17 protein-coding genes and 2 pseudogenes are annotated in these 18,272 nt (G+C 62.7%); 9 read left to right on the top strand and 10 right to left on the bottom strand.

Features of this window, described 5'->3' with window-relative positions; all coding sequences use genetic code 11:
- Window position 1: 1 nt before the first annotated feature.
- Window positions 2-1,588 carry a phospholipase D family protein gene (locus OKW30_RS02480; protein WP_429345863.1) on the bottom strand — a complete coding sequence of 529 codons (1,587 nt, stop codon included), beginning with the start codon at window positions 1,586-1,588 and terminating at the stop codon, window positions 2-4.
- 296 nt (window positions 1,589-1,884) lie between these two features.
- On the opposite strand from OKW30_RS02480, the gene OKW30_RS02475 reads away from it, so the two are divergent.
- Entirely contained in the window at window positions 1,885-2,673 is a 789-nt protein-coding gene (locus OKW30_RS02475) for a hypothetical protein (protein WP_187616462.1), read from the top strand.
- Window positions 2,674-2,712: 39 nt separating this feature from the next.
- Here OKW30_RS02475 and OKW30_RS02470 read toward each other — a convergent pair whose 3' ends face one another.
- Window positions 2,713-3,990, bottom strand: coding sequence for a hypothetical protein (locus OKW30_RS02470; RefSeq protein ID WP_429345862.1), 1,278 nt, complete (start codon window positions 3,988-3,990; stop codon window positions 2,713-2,715).
- A 467-nt stretch (window positions 3,991-4,457) separates the two neighbouring features.
- Here OKW30_RS02470 and OKW30_RS02465 point away from each other — a divergent pair, with 467 nt between their 5' ends.
- The gene (locus OKW30_RS02465; protein WP_184061789.1) at window positions 4,458-5,531 is read left to right on the top strand and encodes an AI-2E family transporter; all 1,074 of its coding nucleotides are present in this window, start codon (window positions 4,458-4,460) and stop codon (window positions 5,529-5,531) included.
- 148 nt (window positions 5,532-5,679) lie between these two features.
- On the opposite strand, the gene OKW30_RS02460 is transcribed toward OKW30_RS02465, so the two are convergent.
- Window positions 5,680-5,811, bottom strand: coding sequence for a hypothetical protein (locus tag OKW30_RS02460; RefSeq protein WP_260336466.1), 132 nt, complete (start codon window positions 5,809-5,811; stop codon window positions 5,680-5,682).
- A gap of 246 nt (window positions 5,812-6,057) precedes the next feature.
- Here OKW30_RS02460 and OKW30_RS02455 point away from each other — a divergent pair, with 246 nt between their 5' ends.
- From OKW30_RS02455 to OKW30_RS02440, 4 genes and pseudogenes are all read left to right on the top strand, one after another.
- Window positions 6,058-6,591 carry a helix-turn-helix transcriptional regulator gene (locus OKW30_RS02455; protein ID WP_429345861.1) on the top strand — a complete coding sequence of 178 codons (534 nt, stop codon included), beginning with the start codon at window positions 6,058-6,060 and terminating at the stop codon, window positions 6,589-6,591.
- 368 nt (window positions 6,592-6,959) lie between these two features.
- On the top strand, window positions 6,960-7,589 hold the full coding sequence (locus tag OKW30_RS02450; protein ID WP_429345860.1) for an MFS transporter: 630 nt from the start codon (window positions 6,960-6,962) through the stop codon (window positions 7,587-7,589).
- 2 nt (window positions 7,590-7,591) lie between these two features.
- A pseudogene (locus OKW30_RS02445) lies at window positions 7,592-7,858 on the top strand (amidohydrolase family protein); the annotation flags it as partial.
- 111 nt (window positions 7,859-7,969) lie between these two features.
- Entirely contained in the window at window positions 7,970-8,383 is a 414-nt protein-coding gene (locus OKW30_RS02440) for a VOC family protein (RefSeq protein ID WP_184005430.1), read from the top strand.
- 114 nt (window positions 8,384-8,497) lie between these two features.
- Here OKW30_RS02440 and OKW30_RS02435 read toward each other — a convergent pair whose 3' ends face one another.
- Window positions 8,498-8,896 (bottom strand): 2-oxoglutarate dehydrogenase, encoded by a 399-nt coding sequence (locus OKW30_RS02435; RefSeq protein ID WP_429345859.1) that lies wholly within the window; start codon window positions 8,894-8,896, stop codon window positions 8,498-8,500.
- 51 nt (window positions 8,897-8,947) lie between these two features.
- Window positions 8,948-10,783: a S10 family serine carboxypeptidase-like protein gene (locus tag OKW30_RS02430; protein WP_187626912.1), complete on the bottom strand. Its 1,836-nt coding sequence runs from the start codon at window positions 10,781-10,783 to the stop codon at window positions 8,948-8,950.
- A 714-nt stretch (window positions 10,784-11,497) separates the two neighbouring features.
- Here OKW30_RS02430 and OKW30_RS02425 point away from each other — a divergent pair.
- Entirely contained in the window at window positions 11,498-11,935 is a 438-nt protein-coding gene (locus OKW30_RS02425; RefSeq protein WP_262421368.1) for a lipocalin-like domain-containing protein, read from the top strand.
- Window positions 11,936-12,095: 160 nt separating this feature from the next.
- On the opposite strand, the gene OKW30_RS02420 is transcribed toward OKW30_RS02425, so the two are convergent.
- From OKW30_RS02420 to OKW30_RS02410, 3 genes are all read right to left on the bottom strand, one after another.
- The gene (locus OKW30_RS02420) at window positions 12,096-12,464 is read right to left on the bottom strand and encodes a DUF2784 domain-containing protein (RefSeq protein ID WP_184068112.1); all 369 of its coding nucleotides are present in this window, start codon (window positions 12,462-12,464) and stop codon (window positions 12,096-12,098) included.
- Between the two features lie 206 nt (window positions 12,465-12,670).
- Window positions 12,671-14,344 carry an alpha,alpha-trehalase TreA gene (gene treA, locus OKW30_RS02415; protein WP_429345858.1) on the bottom strand — a complete coding sequence of 558 codons (1,674 nt, stop codon included), beginning with the start codon at window positions 14,342-14,344 and terminating at the stop codon, window positions 12,671-12,673.
- Window positions 14,345-14,662: 318 nt separating this feature from the next.
- Window positions 14,663-15,463 carry a transporter substrate-binding domain-containing protein gene (locus tag OKW30_RS02410; protein WP_184068106.1) on the bottom strand — a complete coding sequence of 267 codons (801 nt, stop codon included), beginning with the start codon at window positions 15,461-15,463 and terminating at the stop codon, window positions 14,663-14,665.
- Window positions 15,464-15,699: 236 nt separating this feature from the next.
- Here OKW30_RS02410 and OKW30_RS02405 point away from each other — a divergent pair.
- Window positions 15,700-15,924, top strand: a pseudogene (locus OKW30_RS02405) (aspartate transaminase); the annotation flags it as partial.
- A gap of 9 nt (window positions 15,925-15,933) precedes the next feature.
- Here the strand turns inward: OKW30_RS02405 and OKW30_RS02400 are convergent.
- Entirely contained in the window at window positions 15,934-16,689 is a 756-nt protein-coding gene (locus OKW30_RS02400; protein ID WP_184068102.1) for a DeoR/GlpR family DNA-binding transcription regulator, read from the bottom strand.
- Window positions 16,690-16,768: 79 nt separating this feature from the next.
- Here OKW30_RS02400 and OKW30_RS02395 point away from each other — a divergent pair, with 79 nt between their 5' ends.
- Complete coding sequence (locus OKW30_RS02395) at window positions 16,769-17,368, top strand: NUDIX domain-containing protein (protein ID WP_184023738.1); 600 nt, start codon at window positions 16,769-16,771, stop codon at window positions 17,366-17,368.
- On the opposite strand, the gene OKW30_RS02390 is transcribed toward OKW30_RS02395, so the two are convergent.
- Window positions 17,351-18,085 (bottom strand): haloacid dehalogenase type II, encoded by a 735-nt coding sequence (locus OKW30_RS02390; protein WP_429345857.1) that lies wholly within the window; start codon window positions 18,083-18,085, stop codon window positions 17,351-17,353. The two genes, OKW30_RS02395 and OKW30_RS02390, sit on opposite strands and share 18 nt — an antisense overlap.
- Window positions 18,086-18,272: the final 187 nt, after the last annotated feature.

The raw sequence follows: 18,272 nt of genomic DNA, 5'->3' as shown, positions 1-18,272 counted from the left end.
GCTATAGCAGCGACTCAATTGGCATAATCGACAGCATCCAAACACCGAGCCGTGCGTACCACGTCGTATTCGGTTCGGTGTCGTGGCGGGTTTCGACGTCGCCGTTGGTTTCGATCCAGTACAGCTTGCCGTTTTTGTCGAGATGCACCGCGTACGCGACTGTCGGCAGCAGCGCGAGAAACTTGCGATCGACCCGCGTCGCGAGATCGGGGCTGTCGATGACGAGTCCAAGCTCGGTATTCAGATGCGCGGAGCGCGGATCGAAGTTGAACGAACCGACGAAGACCCGCTGGGAGTCCACGATGAAAGTCTTCGCATGCAAGCTCGACCCGGAGCTGCCGAACGGCCCCGGCGACTGTTCTTTCTTGTAGGTGGCGCCCGCCACGCGCCGCAATTCATACAGGTGCACGCCGTTTTGCAGCAACTCGACGCGCCGCCTCATATAGCCCGAGTGCACGGCGACGACATCGGTCGCTTCGAGCGCGTTCGTCAACACCCGCACGTCGACGCCCTGGGCGGCGAGCCCGCTCAGATACTGCGTGCCCGTGTTTGCCGGCACGAAGTACGGGGAGACGAGGTCGAGCGACTTCGTCGGCTGGCCCATCACTTCGCGGAGCTGGTGGGAAATCAGCGCTTCCGGCGGCGCGTCGTTCAGGCCTTTCGCGGGGTCGTCGCTGATCATCTTCGTTTTGGCCCAGTCGAGCGGCAACTTGTCGTCGAGCAGGTTCTGCACGACGCGCGGGCCGCGCAGCGCTTGCTTATACTCAGCGGCGGCAGGATCCTGCTCGATCGCCTGCGCATTACGCTCCAGCGTGGCCAGCTCATCGACGCTCTCGTGCGGCAGGATCTTCCCGACCGGATACGCCGACGCGCTTGCCCAGTAGCGGTCGAAATCGCGCGAGACGTCGGTCGCGGCCGGTCCGACCGCGAGCACGTCGAGGTCGGCGAAGACGACGCCGTCCGTGGCATCGAAGTACTCGTCGCCGATGTTGCGGCCGCCGAGGATCGTCGCGGTGGCGTCGGCGGTCAGGGACTTGTTGTGCATGCGCCGATTGGCGCGCGAAAAGTCGGTCACGAAGCCGAGGATTTTCGGGCTGCGCACGACGAACGGGTTGAACAGGCGCACCTCGATGTTCGGATGCGCGTCGAGCGCCGCCAGTGTCGGGTCGAGCGCGGAGGCGATGCCGAGATCGTCGAGCAGCAGGCGCACCCGCACACCCCGGTCCGCCGCTTCGTGGATCTGTTCTAGCAGCAGCGTGCCGGTCAGATCGTCGCGCCAGATGTAGTACTGGATGTCGAGCGTGCGTTGCGCGGAACGGATCAGGTCCATGCGCGCGGCAAACGCGACATGCGCATCCGCCAGCGGATAAATGCCCGCCAGCCCCGCGTGCGCGGCCAGCTCGGGCGCGACCGCGCGACCGAGATCCGTGGTGGCCGCCACCGCGGGCGACAACGCATGCGACTCCTGGCGACCCTCGAGCGACGGTAACGGCGCGCAGCCGGCCAGCAGGCTTGCGCACAGCAGCGCGCACAGCGCGCTTCTCCATCGGCGATGCGGGAACGACGGGTGGTGTATCTGCGCTTGCATGGAGTCCAGGTCTTCATTTGGGCCGCGCGCATGCTTGCACGCAACTTGCATTGGTTGAGAAGAATACTATGGGCGCATGCCCATCGGTGCGCCGCCCGACGCTCTTGTTGCGCAGAGCGCTTTGTCCGATGATACGAGCAGGCTGCGCGAATTCGAACGGGGGCCAACCCGGCTGCGCATCGACCGCATGGCTTCCATGCAATCGAGCGTGATCCGCTCCGTGTCAGCGTAAAGGGTCATAAAGGGTCCGGTTCACGGCGCCTTCGAGCGTTTCGCCCACTGTGGAGTCGAGCAACGTGAAGATCTCCCGCTTGCTGCTTGCTAGCGTGCTGCTTTTCGTGGTGGGCACCGCGCTGCAGATGATATGGCCGCTCGCGCAGCCGGCCTCGTATCACCACTTCGCCGATCAACGCTCGCTGGGGCCGCTGCACCATGCGGCGGACGTGCTGTCGAACGTCGTCATTCTGATCGCCGGTGTGTTCTGTCTGCGTTGGGTCCGGCGCCATGCGTCCGACCAGCCGGCGCAATTTCCCGGCATGGTCGTCGCCGCGCTCGGGCTGCTCTTCACCGCGTTCGGCTCGGCTTACTACCACATGGCGCCCAACGATGCGACGCTCGTCTGGGACCGCCTGCCGATGACCATCGTGTTCGCCGGCATCCTCGCCATGCTATGGACGTCGTGGAGCGGACAGCGCGTCGGCTGGGCGCAGATGCTGATCATGGTGGTCGTGTCGCCCGCCACCGTCGGCTACTGGCTCGTGTTCAACAGCCTGTGGCCTTACGCGATTCTTCAGTTCGGCGGGCTCATGCTGATCGTCGGCCTGACGCTCACGCGCAAGGTGGACGGCGTGATCGCATGGACGCTCGTGATCGTCTTCTACGGGGTCGCGAAGATTTTCGAAAGCCTCGATTGGCAGATATGGGAGCTGACGCATCACGTGATCGCCGGCCATGCGTTGAAGCACGTGGCGAGCGGTCTCGCCGGCGCGGCGATGATTCTGGTCGCGAACGCGGCGCCGCGCTCCGTCGCGGGCATCGTGCCGCGCGGACCGGGCGGTATCGGGCATTCGGGTACGTCGCGTTGAAGCCGCGCCATGGCGAAGTGACGCGGCCTCCGGCCGACGTCACTGCGGTTCGTACCACGAATACGTCGCCAACGTGCTTACCGGCGGCGTACCGATTTGCAGCGTGATGTCGCGCAACGACGTCAGCTCGATACTGCGCAAGTCGCCCATATAGCGGCGCGAATCGCCGTTGTCGTTGATATACGCGACCACGTCGCCCATGATGCCCGCGACGTTCGTGTTCGTCAGCGGCTCGCCCCAGATATCGAAGAAGTCGCCGAGCGTATAGGTCTTGAGGTTCGGCGCTTCGATATGGATGATGCCGGTGTTGTCGTGCGTATGCATCTCATACGTGCATTGCGACAGGATGCCGACGTTCATCGGCAACGCGAGCCACTGCCCGTCCTTGATGATCGCGAGGTGCGCGTGCACGTGGTACAGCACGCTCATGTCCGGCGCGCAGGTCAGGCCGTCGACCGGCGTGCCGGTGCCGCCCGTCGAGGTCGTGCCGTTCGGCCAGAACGACGAGCCGACCACGCCTCCGAAGACGAGCGTGATCGGGTTCGGGTCGAACGGCGGCGGATCGGTCCAGGTGTAGGTGGGCACTTGGGTGACAGGCGTGCCGACCATGACCGTGATTTCGGTGTGCGGCTTCAGCACGAGGCTCGCGGGGTCGCCCGTATATTGCGTGAGCGTGCCGCCGTCGTTCACGTAGATCGCGATTGGCGAGGCGGTCAATCCCGCCACGTTCGACGCACTCAGCGTCTCGCCCCAGATCGAGAAGAACTGGCCGAGCGTATAGGTCGCGCCGGTCGTCGCGTCCATATGGATCTTGCCGCTCGAATCGACCGTGTGCACCGGATACGCGCAGCCGGTCGGCGTGGTCAGGGTCGGCTCGACCATGCCGATGTTGGGTGGCAGCGTCAGGAGTTGCCCGTTCTGGTAGATCGACAGATGCGCGTACGTGTACGCGGTACTGCGCAACCCGCAGTTCAGTCCGCTGACGGGCTGACCGGTTCCGCCCGAAGCCGTGACGCCCGCGGGCCAGATGGCGGCGCCGAGTGTCGTGCCGTCGATGATCGGCGTCGCGGCGGCGAGCTTCGGTGTCGTGGCGCTCGCGTCGGATGCGCTCGACGGGCTCGACGCGGGGGCCGGGCTAGATGCCGGTGTCGGACTCGACGCGGGCGCGGGACTCGATGCTGGCGTGGTCGCGCCAGCCGCGCCGTTCGAGCCGGTGCTGGCCGGGTCGGCGCCGCTGCCGCCCCCACCACCGCCACAGGCGGACAATGTCCACATCAGACCCACTGCGACGAATCGCGACCCCAGCCGTTGCAGCATCTCGTACTCCCATGTCGTGAGGTGAGAGGATGCGTGCAATCGGACATCACGCACAGATATAGCGCGGACATCGCACGGGCACGCGCGGCGCGGCTTCACTGCATGGATTCGGCCGTGCGCTGCCACCGCGTGACGCAGGCGCTCGCTTCGGATCACGTCAGGTGATTGAAACCGATTAGGGCAGCGTAGCAGATGGGTTTCACGAGCGAATCCGACGCATCGCAACGTTTCGCGACATTCTGCTGGCGCATTTCGAGGTGTCGGCCCGGAGTTTGCCGGCGGAGCGATCTGGCGCGCTTTTTATGTGAGCTGTCATCGTTCTGTGCGAAGATCAGTGCTGTCCATCGCGCGACCGGCTGGTAAGGGGATCGCACGGCGGGCGCGTGCCCGGCCATCGCCTTCGTCCTCGGGTGACCCTGGGGTGACTCTCTGGCGCACCTGTTTGCGGATTCATGGAGCACTGACCAATGACCGACAGATTGCAAGCGTCCGTATATGTAGTGGTGCTGCTGCTGATTGTGGGCTGGGTGCTGTATATCGGGCGCGCGGTTTTCGTGCCGATCGTGTTCGGCGCGATCGCGGTATACGTGGTGGTCGACTTCACGCGGCTGCTGCAACGCATTCCGGTGATCGGCCCGCGGCTGCCGGTCCAGTTGCGCTACGGACTCTCGATGTTTCTGATCGGCGCCGCGATCTTCTTCGCGGTCGACATGCTCGTCGAGAACTACGACGCGCTCGTCGCGCTCGCGCCGCGCTACCAGGACTCGGTCCTGCTGATGATCCACAAGATTTCGACGCTGCTGCACCTCGAAAGCGAGCCGACGTGGGAATCGCTGCGGCGGAACATGCTCACACAGTTGAATATTCAGGCGATGGTGACCGGCATGCTGGCGTCGCTTTCGTCGGTGATCATCGACCTGTTCGTGATCGTGCTGTATGCGAGTTTTCTGCTGGTCGAGCGCCGGACGTTCGGCGACAAGCTGACGAACATGACCGCCAATTCGACCAACGCGGCGCGTATCCGGGGCGTGGTCACCGACATCAACCGGCGCATTGGCGCGTATCTCGCGCTGAAGACGTTCCTCGGCGTGCTGCTAGGCGGGATCTGCTGGCTCGCGATGCGCAGCGTCGGCCTCGAGTTCGCCGGGCTGTGGGCGATACTGACCGCGCTGCTGAACTACGTGCCCTATATCGGCTCGGTGCTCGCGATCGTGTTCCCGGTGCTGATGTCGGTGCTGCAGTTCGGCGACCTGAATTCGATCCTTGTCGTGCTGGTGTCGCTGACCGCGATTCACTTCGTGATCGGCAATATTCTCGATCCGTATCTGACGGGCAACTCCCTGAACCTGAGCCCGTTCGCGATTCTCGCGAGCATGGCCGTGTGGTCGGCTTTGTGGGGCGTGCCGGGCGCCTTTCTCGCGGTGCCGATCACCGCCAGCATGACGATCATTTTCTCCGAGTTCGAAATGACGCGGCCGGTTGCGGTGCTGCTGTCGAAAAACGGCCGGCTCACTTACGGCAAGACCGAACAGACCGCGTGAAGCGCCCACCATGGCGGACATATGATCGTCGACCAGGCGCATGAAATGAAAACGGCCCGTGCGGAATAGTCCGCGCGGGCCGTCGAATGAAACACGTCTATCTCGACGCGTGCGGCTTGCCGCCGCCGCACGCTGTTGCCATCAGCGTTTAACGCTTGCTGCTTACTGCGAAGAACCCGACCACGTCTGGCCGGTCGTCGCCGGTGCTGATGTTGTAGGCGAACACGACGTTCTTCAGGTAGCCGTCGAACGCGTCGGTGTTCTTCGCGGTATCGTCCACAGCACCGTTGCCATCTCTTTAAATAAATCGAGAAATTTTCGATCGGCCTTTGACGCGAGGTTCACGCAAAGCCGTGCAACAATGGCCTCGGGTTGCGGTCAGGGCCAGGGGCCGCAGCTTGTGCGTCGTTCCATCAACACGAGGCCTGCCGCTCGATGACAAAGCCTGCCTGGACGCTCCTCATGGCCGCGATCGTTCCTGGCGCGGCGGCGGCCGCGCATCGGCTATCGGTTCTAACGCGAACATATGCCCGGCTCACACGACCCTGCAGTCCAACCGACCCCCGTCTCGGGCGGCGCCGAAGCACTCGAAGACCCGGCGCTGCTGCGTCGCCTGCTGCGTGCGAAAGACCGCATCGATGCCGCCTCGCACGAAGCCTGGCCCGTGCGGCGGCTGGCCGAAGTCAGCGGCGTGTCGGCGGCGCACTTCGCGCGTTCGTTCAAGCGGGCCTTCGGCGTGCCGCCACACCGCTATCTGTTGACGCGGCGTATCGAACAGGCCACCACGCTTCTGCGTGACACCAACCTCGGCATGACGGACATTGCGTTCGCGACCGGCTGGGAAAGCCTCGGCACGTTCGGCCGCGTCTTTCGCGACATTACCGGCCTGAGCCCGAGCGAGATGCGCGTGCAGGCACGCGCCAATCCCGCTGAACTCGATCGCGTGCCCGCCTGCGTGCTGAAGGCCGCACAACGCCCCGATCTGACGACCGCAGTTCTGGAAAAGCGCCGCCGCGTGGTCGGCGACACCGTCGAGCCTCCTACCAGCGAGACGTCGTGAATGAGGGTATCGATGTGGTCGGCGCGCACGTCGACGATCAGAAGGGACGCAGCGCTCGCGTTCGACGCGCGAGCGCCGCGATACCGATGCCCCGCTGCCTTTGCGAAGCGCTTTAGCATCTCGCGGCACGCCGCGCCCTGATGCCGGAATCCGCATGTTCGATGCGGTTTCCAACCAAGACCCGCTCATTCCGACTTCCTATACTCGTTCGACCATGCCCGGCGCCACGGCGCTGTCCTTTCCGCGGCAGAACCGCCGAAGCCGCGGTGATCGTCGAACGGATGGAAGCAGTGGTACACGCCGCCGGCTTGCCACTCCTGCCGGAGCAAGCGGTCGGGGCGAGCGCCCCAGCCCCCGTCGCGTCCGGCATGCCACTGGCGAAACTCAAGGCGCTCTGGTCGCGACAACTGGCCGGCATCACCGCGATGGCCTGGTTGATGTGGCTGTCGATCACGTTCAGTTACTACGCGTTCTTTACGTGGATTCCCGGTCTGCTGGTGCAAAGCGGCATGACGATCACGCGTAGTTTTTCGTATTCACTGGTTATGTACCTCGCGCAGATTCCCGGCTACTTCTCGGGCGCGTGGCTCAATGAAAAGATCGGCCGCCGCGCGACCATCGTCACGTACATGGCGCGCGGCGGGTTCTCCGCGTTAGGGCTCGCGCTCACGCACAGCGATGCCGAAATTCTGACATCGGGCTTTTTGCTGTCGTTCTTCATGAACGGGACTTATGCCGGCGTCTACGCCTACGCGCCCGAGGTGTTCCCTACCGAAGTGCGCACGACCGGCATGGGTGTCGCTTCGGCGATCGGACGCCTCGGCGCGATCGCCGCGCCGATCCTGGTCGGCTTTCTGTATCCGCGTCTGGGCTTCGGCGGGGTTTTCGGCGGCACGACGCTGGTGCTGATCATCGGTGCGCTCGCGGTTCTGACCATGGGCGTGTCCACCCGCGGCCGGTCACTCGAAGAAATCGCCGCGATGCGCCTGAACCGCTGAACTGCTCCGGCGGCCATGGCGAAGGTCGCGCGCGCACGGACTTCATGCCTGGCGATGCGCCTTGCAACTGCTGCGTGCGCGTCGGTGCATTGAGCCGGGTCGTCGATGGCGTCGACGCGTTGCGCCGCGCCGTGCGCGAAGAACTGCAGATGGGCGCCGACCAGATCAAGATCATGGCCTCCGGCGGCGTCGCGTCGCCGACCGATCCGATCGGCGCGCTCGGTTACTCGGAGGACGAGATTCGCGCGGTCGTCGCCGAAGCCGGCGCGCCAACGTGCCGAAGGCCGGGCAAACGCCCGAACCTGCCGATCGCAGTTTTGGAGAAGCGCCGCCGCGTGGCCAGCGATACAGTCGAACCCTCAACCAGCGAGGGAGGAGTTATGAATCAGGGTATCAATGTGGTCGGTTTGTACGTCGACGATCAGGATGCGGCGCTTTCGTTCTACGTCGACAAACTCGGCTTTCGCGTCCACACCGACGTGCGCAACGGTGCTTACCGCTGGCTCACGGTCCAGCACCCGGAACAGCCGTCTTTCCAGTTGGGACTGTTCGCGCCGGGGCCGCCGGTCCACGATGAAGCGACCGCGCAAACGCTGCGCGCGATGGTCGCGAAGGGGGCGATGCCGCCATTGGTGCTGTCCGTTGCCGACTGTCGCGCGAGCTACGAGCAGTTGAAGGCGCGCGGCGTGGAATTCACGCAGGAGCCGGTGGATCGTTTCGGCAGCGTCGATGCGGGCTTTCGCGATCCGGCGGGCAATGGATGGAAGATGATCCAGGCGGCAACGGGCAAGTGAGCGTGAGCGATCCGCCGCGCGCGGCGCGGCGCGCAGCTGCATACTGCCGGCGGTGCGTCGCACGATCGCGACGCACCGCCGGCCGTCATCCCGGACCACTGGACTAGCTGACTCTCACTGCTGATGCTGCTGCAGATACTGCTGAACGTCGTTCAACGTCACGCGGCCCGAATGCGCGGTATCGATCTCGTCAAAATGCCTGGCGATATAGCCGAGCCCATCGCTTTGCGCCTGGGCCTTGGTGATCGACGAGCCGTTGCTGAGCACCGATTTCGCGCCCAGTCTGTTCTTCACGCGCTGCTGAGCCTGCTGCTGCAGCGTCGAGCCGGTGGTCGGCGCGACCGCGTTGGCACGGTTATGAGGAAAGAACGGACCGTCCACGCCGTGTCCGCCGTTGGGCAGCGTCACGGGCGCCACCGGCTGGGGCGGCAACGCATGCGCACTGCCGACGATCACACCGAGGACGATCAACGCCAGAGTACGTCGCAAGATATCGATTGAAGACATGATCATTCGCCATAAAAAGTAGTCAGAGGGTTTCGCGCGAAGCGAAACCACCATCGATCAGGGCGCGGCCGCGGCGAGCGCCTCGCTCGTCGGCGTAGCGGCTGACGCTTCGTCGGCCCACGGCTGAGGCAGCGTCGCGAGCGTCAGCGCGCCCGCTATCGGCGTGCCGCCATAGAAGGCCGCGAGATCCGCCTTCATCTGCGGGCGCGCCACGTCATCCAGATAAATCATATGTCCGCCCTGGAAGAAGTTGACCTGCAGATTCGGGTTGAGACCCTGGACCGTCTTGAGCCGCGCGAGCTGCTTCTCGGTATTGAAGAACGGCGTGGCGAGATCGTGGAAGCCGTTTTCCGCCAGCACCTTCAGTTGCGGATTCAGCTTTAGCGCGCCGAGCAGATCGGGGATCGTGTCGGGCAGCGGCTGGCCGCCGTGCGAGAAATCCCACACCTCGATGATCGCGTCGTTCAGCGGCATGTACGCCGCGTTCGGCGCCGTGTAGCCGAGGTAATCCGGCATCTGTGTCGCCAATGCATTGGTGAATGGCAGCGAGATCAGGATGTCCGACGGGTCGCCGTCGCTCTGCAGACGCGAGTCCGAGTTGGGCAACGACACGCGACCATCGTAGCGGCCTATCGTCGAGCCTGGCACCAGCGTGAGGTTGAACGGATTGATGTTGAAGTAGCCCTGCATCGCCTGCAACGTGAGACCGGATTCGGCGTCCCAGACCTTCTCCAGCCACGTCGGCGGGAAGTTCGGCGGTCCCGCGTAGGTGGGCGCGCCGAGCTGGCTCAAGGTCCAGTACAGCGAATAATTCTTGAACAGGTTGTAGTTGGCGGTCACGAACGCCTCGCTGCGAAGCGCGTAGGTCGCCTGACTCACTGGCGCTGGCGATACCTGGTTGTAGTACGCCGCGACCTCGGCGTAGCCCGGCATGTAGCCGCTCAATGTATCGGTTTCGAGCGCGAGCTGGTCGGGCGAACCCGTGATTGCCACCGCCTCGATCGCATCCGCGAAGTAGTTCAGGATCGAAGACTGCAGCGTGATCCCCGTCAGTTGCACGCCGGCCGATTCGAGCGCGAGCGCGAGGATGTCGGTGCGAGGCGTGCCGTACGATTCGCCGTACAGATAGATCGGCGAGCTGCTGCGTGAATTGACCGTCAGGTAGCGGATGATGAAGTCGCGCATGATGTTCGCGTCGGCATCGGTGCTCCAGTAGGTCTGGTTCGTGTTCGGCAGGATCGCTTCGGAGAGGCCCGTGCCCGGCGGATCGATGAACACGAGATCGGTCGTGTCGATCAGGCTCTCGGTGTTGTTCACAAGCGGATAGTTCGGCCAGCTGGTGCCGTTCAGCAGCGGATCGGTGGTCGCGACGCGCGTCGGCGCGAACGATCCGAGACGCAGCCAGATCGACGAAGAACCCGGCCCGCCGTTATAGACGAACGTAACGGGGCGCGGTTTGCCATTCGTGCTCGGCGCCGTGTAGGCCACGTAGGACATCGTCGCTTCGGGTGCGCCGCTCGTCAGATCCATTGCGGTCAGGTGGCCGGTGGTCGTCGTGTAATTGACGGTGGTGCTGCCGGACGTCCATTGGTAATGCATGATCGCCGCTTTCTCCGCGACCAGCGACGCGGCTATCCCGGACGTCGCACTCGTCGAATAGGTGGTGAGATCGGTGTAGGGCTGATTGGCGGATGGCGTCTGCGGCGCCGACGCCGCTTGCGCCTGATTGGCGACCTGCGCCATGCCGCTTGGTACCGCCGACGCCGACGAACCTCCGTCGCTGCCGCCGCATCCGGCGAGGATAACGATTCCGAGTGTCAGCGCGCTTAGCGCGGCGAGCCGGCCATGACGACGGACGCGACCATCGTCGGTATTCCTTCTGTCTGGTTTCATCTCGTTCCCTGGTGAGTGATACCGCTACACAAAGGCCGCTTTTCGCCGGTCGCGCGCATGGGAGATCGAATAACCCGCACCGCACTCGATGGCACGCAGCGGTTGCATGGACAGTTTTTCGCAATGCATTAATTCAAAATGCCTGCATCAATATTTCGATTTGCTTTCTGCAATTGCTAATTGAACGGATAAAGGAATTCCCTGTCGATTTATCTCGACATTTCAAGAGAAATTTAAAATTGAATCTTTCCGATGCTTACAGCAAGAGTGAAAATAGGATGTGAAATGCGGTCTTGTCAAGGATCAAGCGGCAATTATGTGATTCAGAATAAAGTCGGCTCGTTGTCGAGGAATAGGGCGCTGTGATCGAGCATCGGTGCGGTTGCGGCGGCATGGGGCGGAAAAATGCCGGCGGCGTTTATTCGAATCGCATTGAATAGCGACGATGAACTGCGGATTTTCGTGGGATACGTTGTCGGAATTAATTGCGCTTGTAAAATCTAATTAAATGGTAAATTTAACCGGTGAAAATATGTTCTCAATAGAATTAAAAGGTAAGTTGCGGAAATTCCGTTCGGGTGGCGGTGATTGCGTGGGCGAGCGGTTGCGCGTAGTGTCGTGGGAATCCAACGATCGCGATGTTGAAGCGAGTTGCGTACTTCGTTTCCGGAAAAGGAGGCGGCGGTGGCACGAGATCGGCGTAACGGCAACACTATGCTGCTGGGAACCTGGAAGCTGCGGTCTTTCACGACCGAAGACCTCGCCAATGGCGAAAAGACCGATCTGTTCGGCGCACACCCGGACGGTTATCTGAGCTATAGCGCCGACGGCCGCATGCACGCGATTGTGCTCAAGGAAGGACGAAAGGCACCTGCGGGTGTCGTACCGACCGACGCCGAGCGCATCGAACTCTATAGCGGACTCAGCGCCTACGCGGGAACGTATAACACCGACGGCGACCTCGTCAGTCATCATGTCGACGCGTCGTGGAACGAGTCGTGGACCGGCACGGTGCAGGTGCGTCGATTCAGAATCGACGGCGAGCATCTGTACATCACGACGCTGCCGGACAAGAACCCGGTAACGGGAAAGCAAAGTACTTCAGTGCTGGTATGGACCAAGGTCAAATCCGTCGACAAGGCGGCCAAATAAAAAATCGCTTGCGATAAGCCGGCGCTTCCTGGCGTGAACCAACGGGCGAAGCGAAGCCGCTCGCCGTCCAGTAGACCTCGGAAGAGCAATCGTCTGGCATCGAGCAGGTCAGCTGCGCAATTGCGCAAGCGGATCAGGTGCTCGGGCGGCCATGTCCCAGTTACGATCGTGGCGGAATTCGGCGCCACGTGAGAAGCACCGCCAGCAAGAACGCGACATATGCGAGCACGAACACCCAGCCCGGAAAGTCGTAATAGAGCAAGGCACTAACCCAGCGCTGTATGAAGCCTTGCGGACCGGACGCGCCCGTGCGCAGATAGTCCTCCAGAACGGTCAACGGGCACGGCACATCGAGCACTGCAAGGGTCGCCACGATACCGATGGCGAGAACATGTGTCGTCCGGAATGCGCGATTGCGCGCCCACCGGAGTTGCAAACCGTGGGCGATCCAGATCGCGAATAGTCCGCCGACGATAAACAGCACGATCAGCGCGTGCAGCACGAGAACAATATTGGCGAGCCAGATCATGCTGCTTCCACCGGAGATGATCTTACTGACGACGTCGATCAGATTTGGACTGCCCGCAGAGCGATTCGTGCGGCGAATCCGGGTCGGTGTATCGAGTGGCCGAGGCGTGAAATTCTGGCTACGAGGTTTTCACGACCTCGTAGGCATCATGTGTCTGCAATCGTAAGACCTACCTCACGGCACTCGCCTGAAAATGCCGCGGGGACTCACTGCCCATTGCCATACAGATCGAGCAGCATCAACGTTACGCCATTGGTCCACCCGAAGCCGTCCTGCAGCGGATACTCGCCACCCCCGCCGCCGCCTTCGCCCGCGCCTTCCACGACGTACTTCTCGACGAGCTTGTGCTGCGTGTTGTAGACGTTCTCGACGTCCGCGAGAAAGCGCGTGCCGATCGGCTGCGCGAGGTCGGCGCGTCCGTAGCGCTTGAGGCCCTGAATCGCGATCCAGTGCAACGGCGCCCAGCCGTTCGGCGCGTCCCATTGCTGTGTGGTGTTATAGGTCGACGTCGTGAGGCCGCCCTGCTTGAGCAGCACATTCTCCACGGTCTGGGCGGTCTTCCACGCGCGATCGGGCCACGCCACGCCGGCCATCAGCGGATACAGCATCGCCGGTGTCTGGTTGTCGCGCGACTTGCCGAGTTGCCAGTCGTAGTCGCCGTAGTAGCCGTTGCGATTCCACAGATAGCGGTTGATGCCTTCCGCGCGCCGCGCCGCGTAGCCGATGAACTGCGCGACGCAACGGAAGTCGCGTGTCTCCGAGCAGCCGCGCGCGATCGTCGTCTCCAGATGGAACAACAGGCTGTTCAGATCGACCGGGATGATCGATGTCGTGCGCACCGTTGCGAGCGTCTGGTTGTCGCCGAACCAGCGTGAGCTGAAATCCCAGCCGCTTTCGGCGGTCGCGCGCAGATCGCGGTAGACCTGGTTGGCCGGCCGGCCGCTCGCGTGCGCGGTCTGCACGTCCTCGAGGTACGACTCGTCGCGCGGCGTGTCCAGATCGTCCCAGTAGCGGTTCAGCACGGTGCCATCGTTGAGCACGACCACATTGCGCGTAGCGCCGCCGGGCGGCGTGCTGGACGAGCCTTGCATCCAGTACGCGTACTCCTTGCGCAGCACAGGCAGGTACTTCTGATAAACCTTGTTGCCTTCCTTTTGCGCCGCGAGCTCCACCATATACGAGTAGAACGGCGGCTGCGAGCGGCTCAGATAGTACGTGCGATTGCCGTTCGGTATGTGGCCGAACGTGTCGATCATGTACGCGAAGTTGTCGAGCATATCGTCGACGAGATCTTCACGCCCGGACTCCTGCAGCCCCAGCATCGTGAAATAGGTATCCCAGTAGTAGCCTTCGCGAAAGCGGCCGCCCGGCACGACGTATGGTTTGGGCAGCGGGATCAGCGAGCTGTAGTCGGGCGCGCTCGTCGTCGTGCGCGTGAGGCCGTTCCAGAGCCAGTCGATGTGCTCGCGCAGACTCTGGTTCGGCGGCGGCGTGATGCTCTGATCGGGCGGCGGTGTGAAGTACTGGCTGACGAATTTCTGCAGCGAAAAGCCGGGCTGATTCTTCTGCGTTTCGTATAGCTGGACGATCGCGGCGGGATTGCCATTCGGCGTTGCGTCGACGAACGTCTTCTGGTCGGCGAAGATCTGCGCGGTTTGCACGGCGACGAACAGATCGCCGTACAGAATGTCGGGCGCCGGCGGCAGCGTGGCGCCCACCTGGGTATCGGCCAGACAGCTCGCGGATGCGAAGACGAGCGAGGCGATGCAGGCGACGCCGAGCGTGATCGGCGAACGCCGCGGCACGAAATACTTACTTGAGCTGGAGAAGAGATGGGCGGTTGATGCGGTGCTGCTGCGAGACAGTGATTGAATGCTCATGATGCCTCCAAGGTTGTGGGCATTTCACTGGTCTCATCGCGTGCCATTCGAGGTCGTCTCCCGGCGACATGCGAGTCCGACACGAGGTGGCCGGATCAATGGCTCCGAAAGCATCGCACGCTTTCGAAGCATCAGGCAACTGCGGCGCAGCAGAGCGTGCATGCATTCAGCATGCGTATCCGCGCTTGCTTCGTGATTCGAAGCAATGGAAGCGTTGATCGCGAGCGATTCCGCGGCAAAAACCGCTTAGCGAGCAAGCGGCGTACCCGCGTCGACCATTCGGCAGGTCGGCGCGGGTACGCGAGACCAACGAGAAAATTACTGCGCGACAGGCTGAGTCACGTCCGTGCCGAACCAGTGCATCGAGATCTTCTTGAGCGTGCCGTCCTGCTTCATTTGGGTCAGCGCGTCGTCGAGTGCTTTCGCGAACTTCGGATTGTCCTTGCGGAACGGGATGCCCATTTCCTGCTCGGCGCCTTTCAGCACCGCGCCCGTACGCAACGGCAACTGCGAGTTCTTGATGATGTACGGCAGCATCAGCCGGTCATCGATCGTCGCATCGATACGCCTGGCGGCGAGATCGCGCAGTTTCTCGGGCGCACCCGGATAAGTTTGCACGTTGATGCCAGGTACCGCACGCGCCATCTGGTCGTAGTTGGTGCCGAGCGTCACGCCGATCTTCTTGTCGCCCTTGAATTCGTCGAGCGATTTGAACTCACGCTTGTCGTCCGCCCGTTGGATCAGCTGCGCGGCCGAGTACGTGTACGGCTGGCTGAAATCAAGAACCTGTTTGCGTTGCGGGGTAATGGTGACCTGATTGACGATCACGTCGAATTTGCCGCTCTGCAGCGCCGCGATAATGCCGCTCCACTCGGTCGGAATGAATACCGGCTTTACGCCGAGTTTCGCCGCCACGGCTTTCGCGACATCGACGTCGAAGCCTTCGAGCTCGCCGTCCTTGTTGCGCGAGTCGAACGGCGGATAGGTGCCTTCGAGACCGATCTTCAGGACTCCGGCCTGTTTGACCGAGTCGAGCAGATCTTCGGCATGAGCCGCGACCGCGGTAAAGCTGAGAGCCGAGAGCGCCAACGCGTTTATAAGCAGCTTCGAAAGTTTCATTGAGTGTCTCCTCTGTACTTGAGTATCAGGCTGCGTAACGCAACGATTTCACCATCGTGTCGGCAACCCGGCAGTGTCGCTTCGTGGAACAAGCCGGGTTGCGCGCGTCATCCTAGCACTCCAGAAGTCGCCTGTTTTATCTTTGTTCGGAAGCGGCCGCGCGCGGATGAAACTCCGGCTGCGAATACAGTACCGCGAACTCGCCTTGCCGGACGAAATCGGCGAAGAAAGATTTTCTCGCCGACTGGCGCACGCAGTTCCAGCGGCGGCGCGATCTCGTGGTGGATAGACTGAATGCGATCGATGGACTCTATTGTCCTCGTCCGACCGGCGCCTTCTATGTCTATCCGTCATGCGCGGGTGTGATCGGGCGGCGTACGCCCGACGCACGCGTGATCGCCAACGACAGCGATTTCGTCATGTACCTGCTCGAAAGCCAGGACGTCGGCGTGATCCAGGGCGCGCCACCTCTACGCTCTCACCACAGTCACCCCAGCCGCTTCGATCGGCTTCGTCAATTCCGCGCGGGTCTTCTTCTCGACCACGATGGTCTGCGCGAGTTTGATCTCGCCGATCACGAACCGCGATGCGGCGTTCAGTTTCGACGATGACGCGAGCACGACCGTTTCCGCCGCCCGCGCGGCGAGCGCGCGCTTGATCGCGGCTTCCTCGAAGTCACCGGTGCTCAGCCCAGCGCTGGGATGCACGCCGGTCACCCCCATGAAGTACAGGTCGGCATGGATGCGCGAAATGCCTTCCATCGCCGCGGCGCCGACGGCCACGATCGAATGTTTGTAAAGCCGGCCGCCAATCAGGATCACCTCGACACAAGGATGCGCGGCAAGCGCCGTGGCGACGCTCGGACTATGCGTGACGATGGTCGCGTGCAAATCGGACGGCAGCGCCTGGACCAATAGCGCCGACGTGGTGCCGCCGTCGACGATCACGGTTTGCCCCGGCGCGATCAGCTCGACCGCTCGCCGAGCGATGCGCCGCTTGGCGAGCGTCTCGATGTCCTGACGCTGCTCGAATGACGCGAGCGCCGCCGACGCGGGCAGCGCGCCGCCGTGGACCCGCTGCAAGCGCCCCTGCGCGGCCAGTTCGCGTAGATCGCGGCGGATCGTGTCTTCCGACACGCCAAACGCCGCGCTCAGCTCGCCTGCCAGGACCTGCCCGTTGCGCGCGAGTTCGTCGAGGATCGCTTTCTTGCGTTGGGCCGTCAACATTGCATTGCATGAAATATCTTGAAATTGCACGAAGTTGCACGATACCATGAATCATTGTCCATGGTCGACAGGAGGCGCCATGACCGCAACGAAAGACCGGGTTCGCATCGTCGGAACGACCTTGCTATCCGACGACTGGTACACGCTGAAGAAGGTGACGTTCGACTTCCTGCGTCGCGATGGCACATGGCAGCGGCAGAACCGCGAGACCTACGATCGCGGCAACGGCGCGACGATCCTGCTGCACAGTCCGCGCACCGGCAACGTGATACTCACGCGACAATTCCGCATGCCCGCGTTCGTGAACGGTCACGACGGCATGATGATCGAAGCGCCGGGCGGGTTGCTCGACAACGCTTCGCCGGAAGAACGCATCCGGCTCGAAGTCGAGGAGGAAACGGGGTATCGCGTGGGTCAGGTCCACAAGATTTTCGAGGCCTACATGAGCCCGGGATCCGTAACCGAAAAGCTCTACTTCTATGTCGGCGAGTACGACGCGTCGATGCGGGTCAACGACGGCGGCGGCGTCGAGGATGAAGGGGAAGATCTCGAGGTGATCGAAATGCCGTTGCAAGCCGCGTTGCGAGCGGTCGACGCAGGGGAAATCGTCGACGGCAAGACGATCATGCTGTTGCAGTACGTCGCCTTGCGCGGGTTTGCGTCAGCGCGCGCAGCCTAGTTGCGTCGCGAGTTCGTGCAGATCGTCGACGATGAAGTCCCACGCCTCGTGCGCGTTCAGATCGCTCGTCTGTTGAGGGCCATGCTCGGTGGGCCGCACGACGAACGCGGTGCTCAAGCCGACGCGCCGGGCAGCGGCGAGATCGTTGTTATGCGCGGCCACGAGGCATAATTCGCGGGGCGCAATGCCGAGAATTTCCGCCGTTTCGCTATAGACCAGCGGCGAGGGTTTATAGGCGCGGACGACTTCGGCACCGAGAATGGCATCCCAAGGCAGACCGGCACGCTTTGCCACGTCCACCATCAGGCGAATGTTGCCGTTGGATAGCGGTGCGATGATGAAGCGCGCCTTCAGGCGCCGCAATGCGTCGACGGCATCGGGCCAGGGGTCCAGCCGATGCCAGGCCAGGTTCAACTCATCGATCTCCGGCTCGGGAACGTTGGCGATGCCGAAACGCGCCAGCACTTTGACGAGGTTTTCCCGGTGCAGCACGTGGAGACGCACATACGGTCTGCGTCCGCTACGCACTTCTTCCATCGCGGGCGAATACTCGCGTCGCCATGCGTCCGCGAAGTCGGATGCGTCGAGATTCGGCGCGTGCCGCTGCAGAAACGGTTGCGCTTCGCGCGCGACGCCGCTTCGCCAGTCAACCACGGTTCCGAAGACATCGAACACGAAAGCTTTGATGGCGGTTTGATGTGTCGAGTCGATGCCCATGACCTTCCTTTGTGGCTCTGACGGGAACCACCCATCTTGGATGCGTGTCAGGAACCTCGCGCCAGACCTGGTAGGCAGTATGACTTCCTGCGGGACAGAGGCTGGCCTGCCGCAACGGAATCAAACGCGGGTTAGCATTGCTGTCAGAGCCGCACGGTGCGGACGTGCCGCACCCGGCGATTTCCGA

It is taken from the genome of Paraburkholderia sp. Clong3 (genome assembly GCF_050436485.1).
Taxonomy (GTDB): domain Bacteria; phylum Pseudomonadota; class Gammaproteobacteria; order Burkholderiales; family Burkholderiaceae; genus Paraburkholderia; species Paraburkholderia tuberum.
The sequence above is the reverse complement of the archived record's forward strand: the minus strand, read 5'-3'. Positions and strand labels throughout refer to the sequence as shown.

Coding starts and splice junctions, on each gene's coding strand:
- treA (WP_429345858.1), bottom strand. CDS start 14,344: ATGAGCATTCAATCACTGTCTCGCAGCAGCACCGCATCAACCGCCCAT.
- OKW30_RS02430 (WP_187626912.1), bottom strand. CDS start 10,783: ATGAAACCAGACAGAAGGAATACCGACGATGGTCGCGTCCGTCGTCAT.
- OKW30_RS02465 (WP_184061789.1), top strand. CDS start 4,458: ATGACCGACAGATTGCAAGCGTCCGTATATGTAGTGGTGCTGCTGCTG.
- OKW30_RS02395 (WP_184023738.1), top strand. CDS start 16,769: ATGACCGCAACGAAAGACCGGGTTCGCATCGTCGGAACGACCTTGCTA.
- OKW30_RS02420 (WP_184068112.1), bottom strand. CDS start 12,464: ATGATCTGGCTCGCCAATATTGTTCTCGTGCTGCACGCGCTGATCGTG.
- OKW30_RS02455 (WP_429345861.1), top strand. CDS start 6,058: ATGCCCGGCTCACACGACCCTGCAGTCCAACCGACCCCCGTCTCGGGC.
- OKW30_RS02470 (WP_429345862.1), bottom strand. CDS start 3,990: ATGCTGCAACGGCTGGGGTCGCGATTCGTCGCAGTGGGTCTGATGTGG.
- OKW30_RS02440 (WP_184005430.1), top strand. CDS start 7,970: ATGAATCAGGGTATCAATGTGGTCGGTTTGTACGTCGACGATCAGGAT.
- OKW30_RS02400 (WP_184068102.1), bottom strand. CDS start 16,689: ATGTTGACGGCCCAACGCAAGAAAGCGATCCTCGACGAACTCGCGCGC.
- OKW30_RS02425 (WP_262421368.1), top strand. CDS start 11,498: ATGCTGCTGGGAACCTGGAAGCTGCGGTCTTTCACGACCGAAGACCTC.
- OKW30_RS02480 (WP_429345863.1), bottom strand. CDS start 1,588: ATGCAAGCGCAGATACACCACCCGTCGTTCCCGCATCGCCGATGGAGA.
- OKW30_RS02390 (WP_429345857.1), bottom strand. CDS start 18,085: ATGGGCATCGACTCGACACATCAAACCGCCATCAAAGCTTTCGTGTTC.
- OKW30_RS02450 (WP_429345860.1), top strand. CDS start 6,960: ATGCCACTGGCGAAACTCAAGGCGCTCTGGTCGCGACAACTGGCCGGC.
- OKW30_RS02410 (WP_184068106.1), bottom strand. CDS start 15,463: ATGAAACTTTCGAAGCTGCTTATAAACGCGTTGGCGCTCTCGGCTCTC.
- OKW30_RS02435 (WP_429345859.1), bottom strand. CDS start 8,896: ATGATCATGTCTTCAATCGATATCTTGCGACGTACTCTGGCGTTGATC.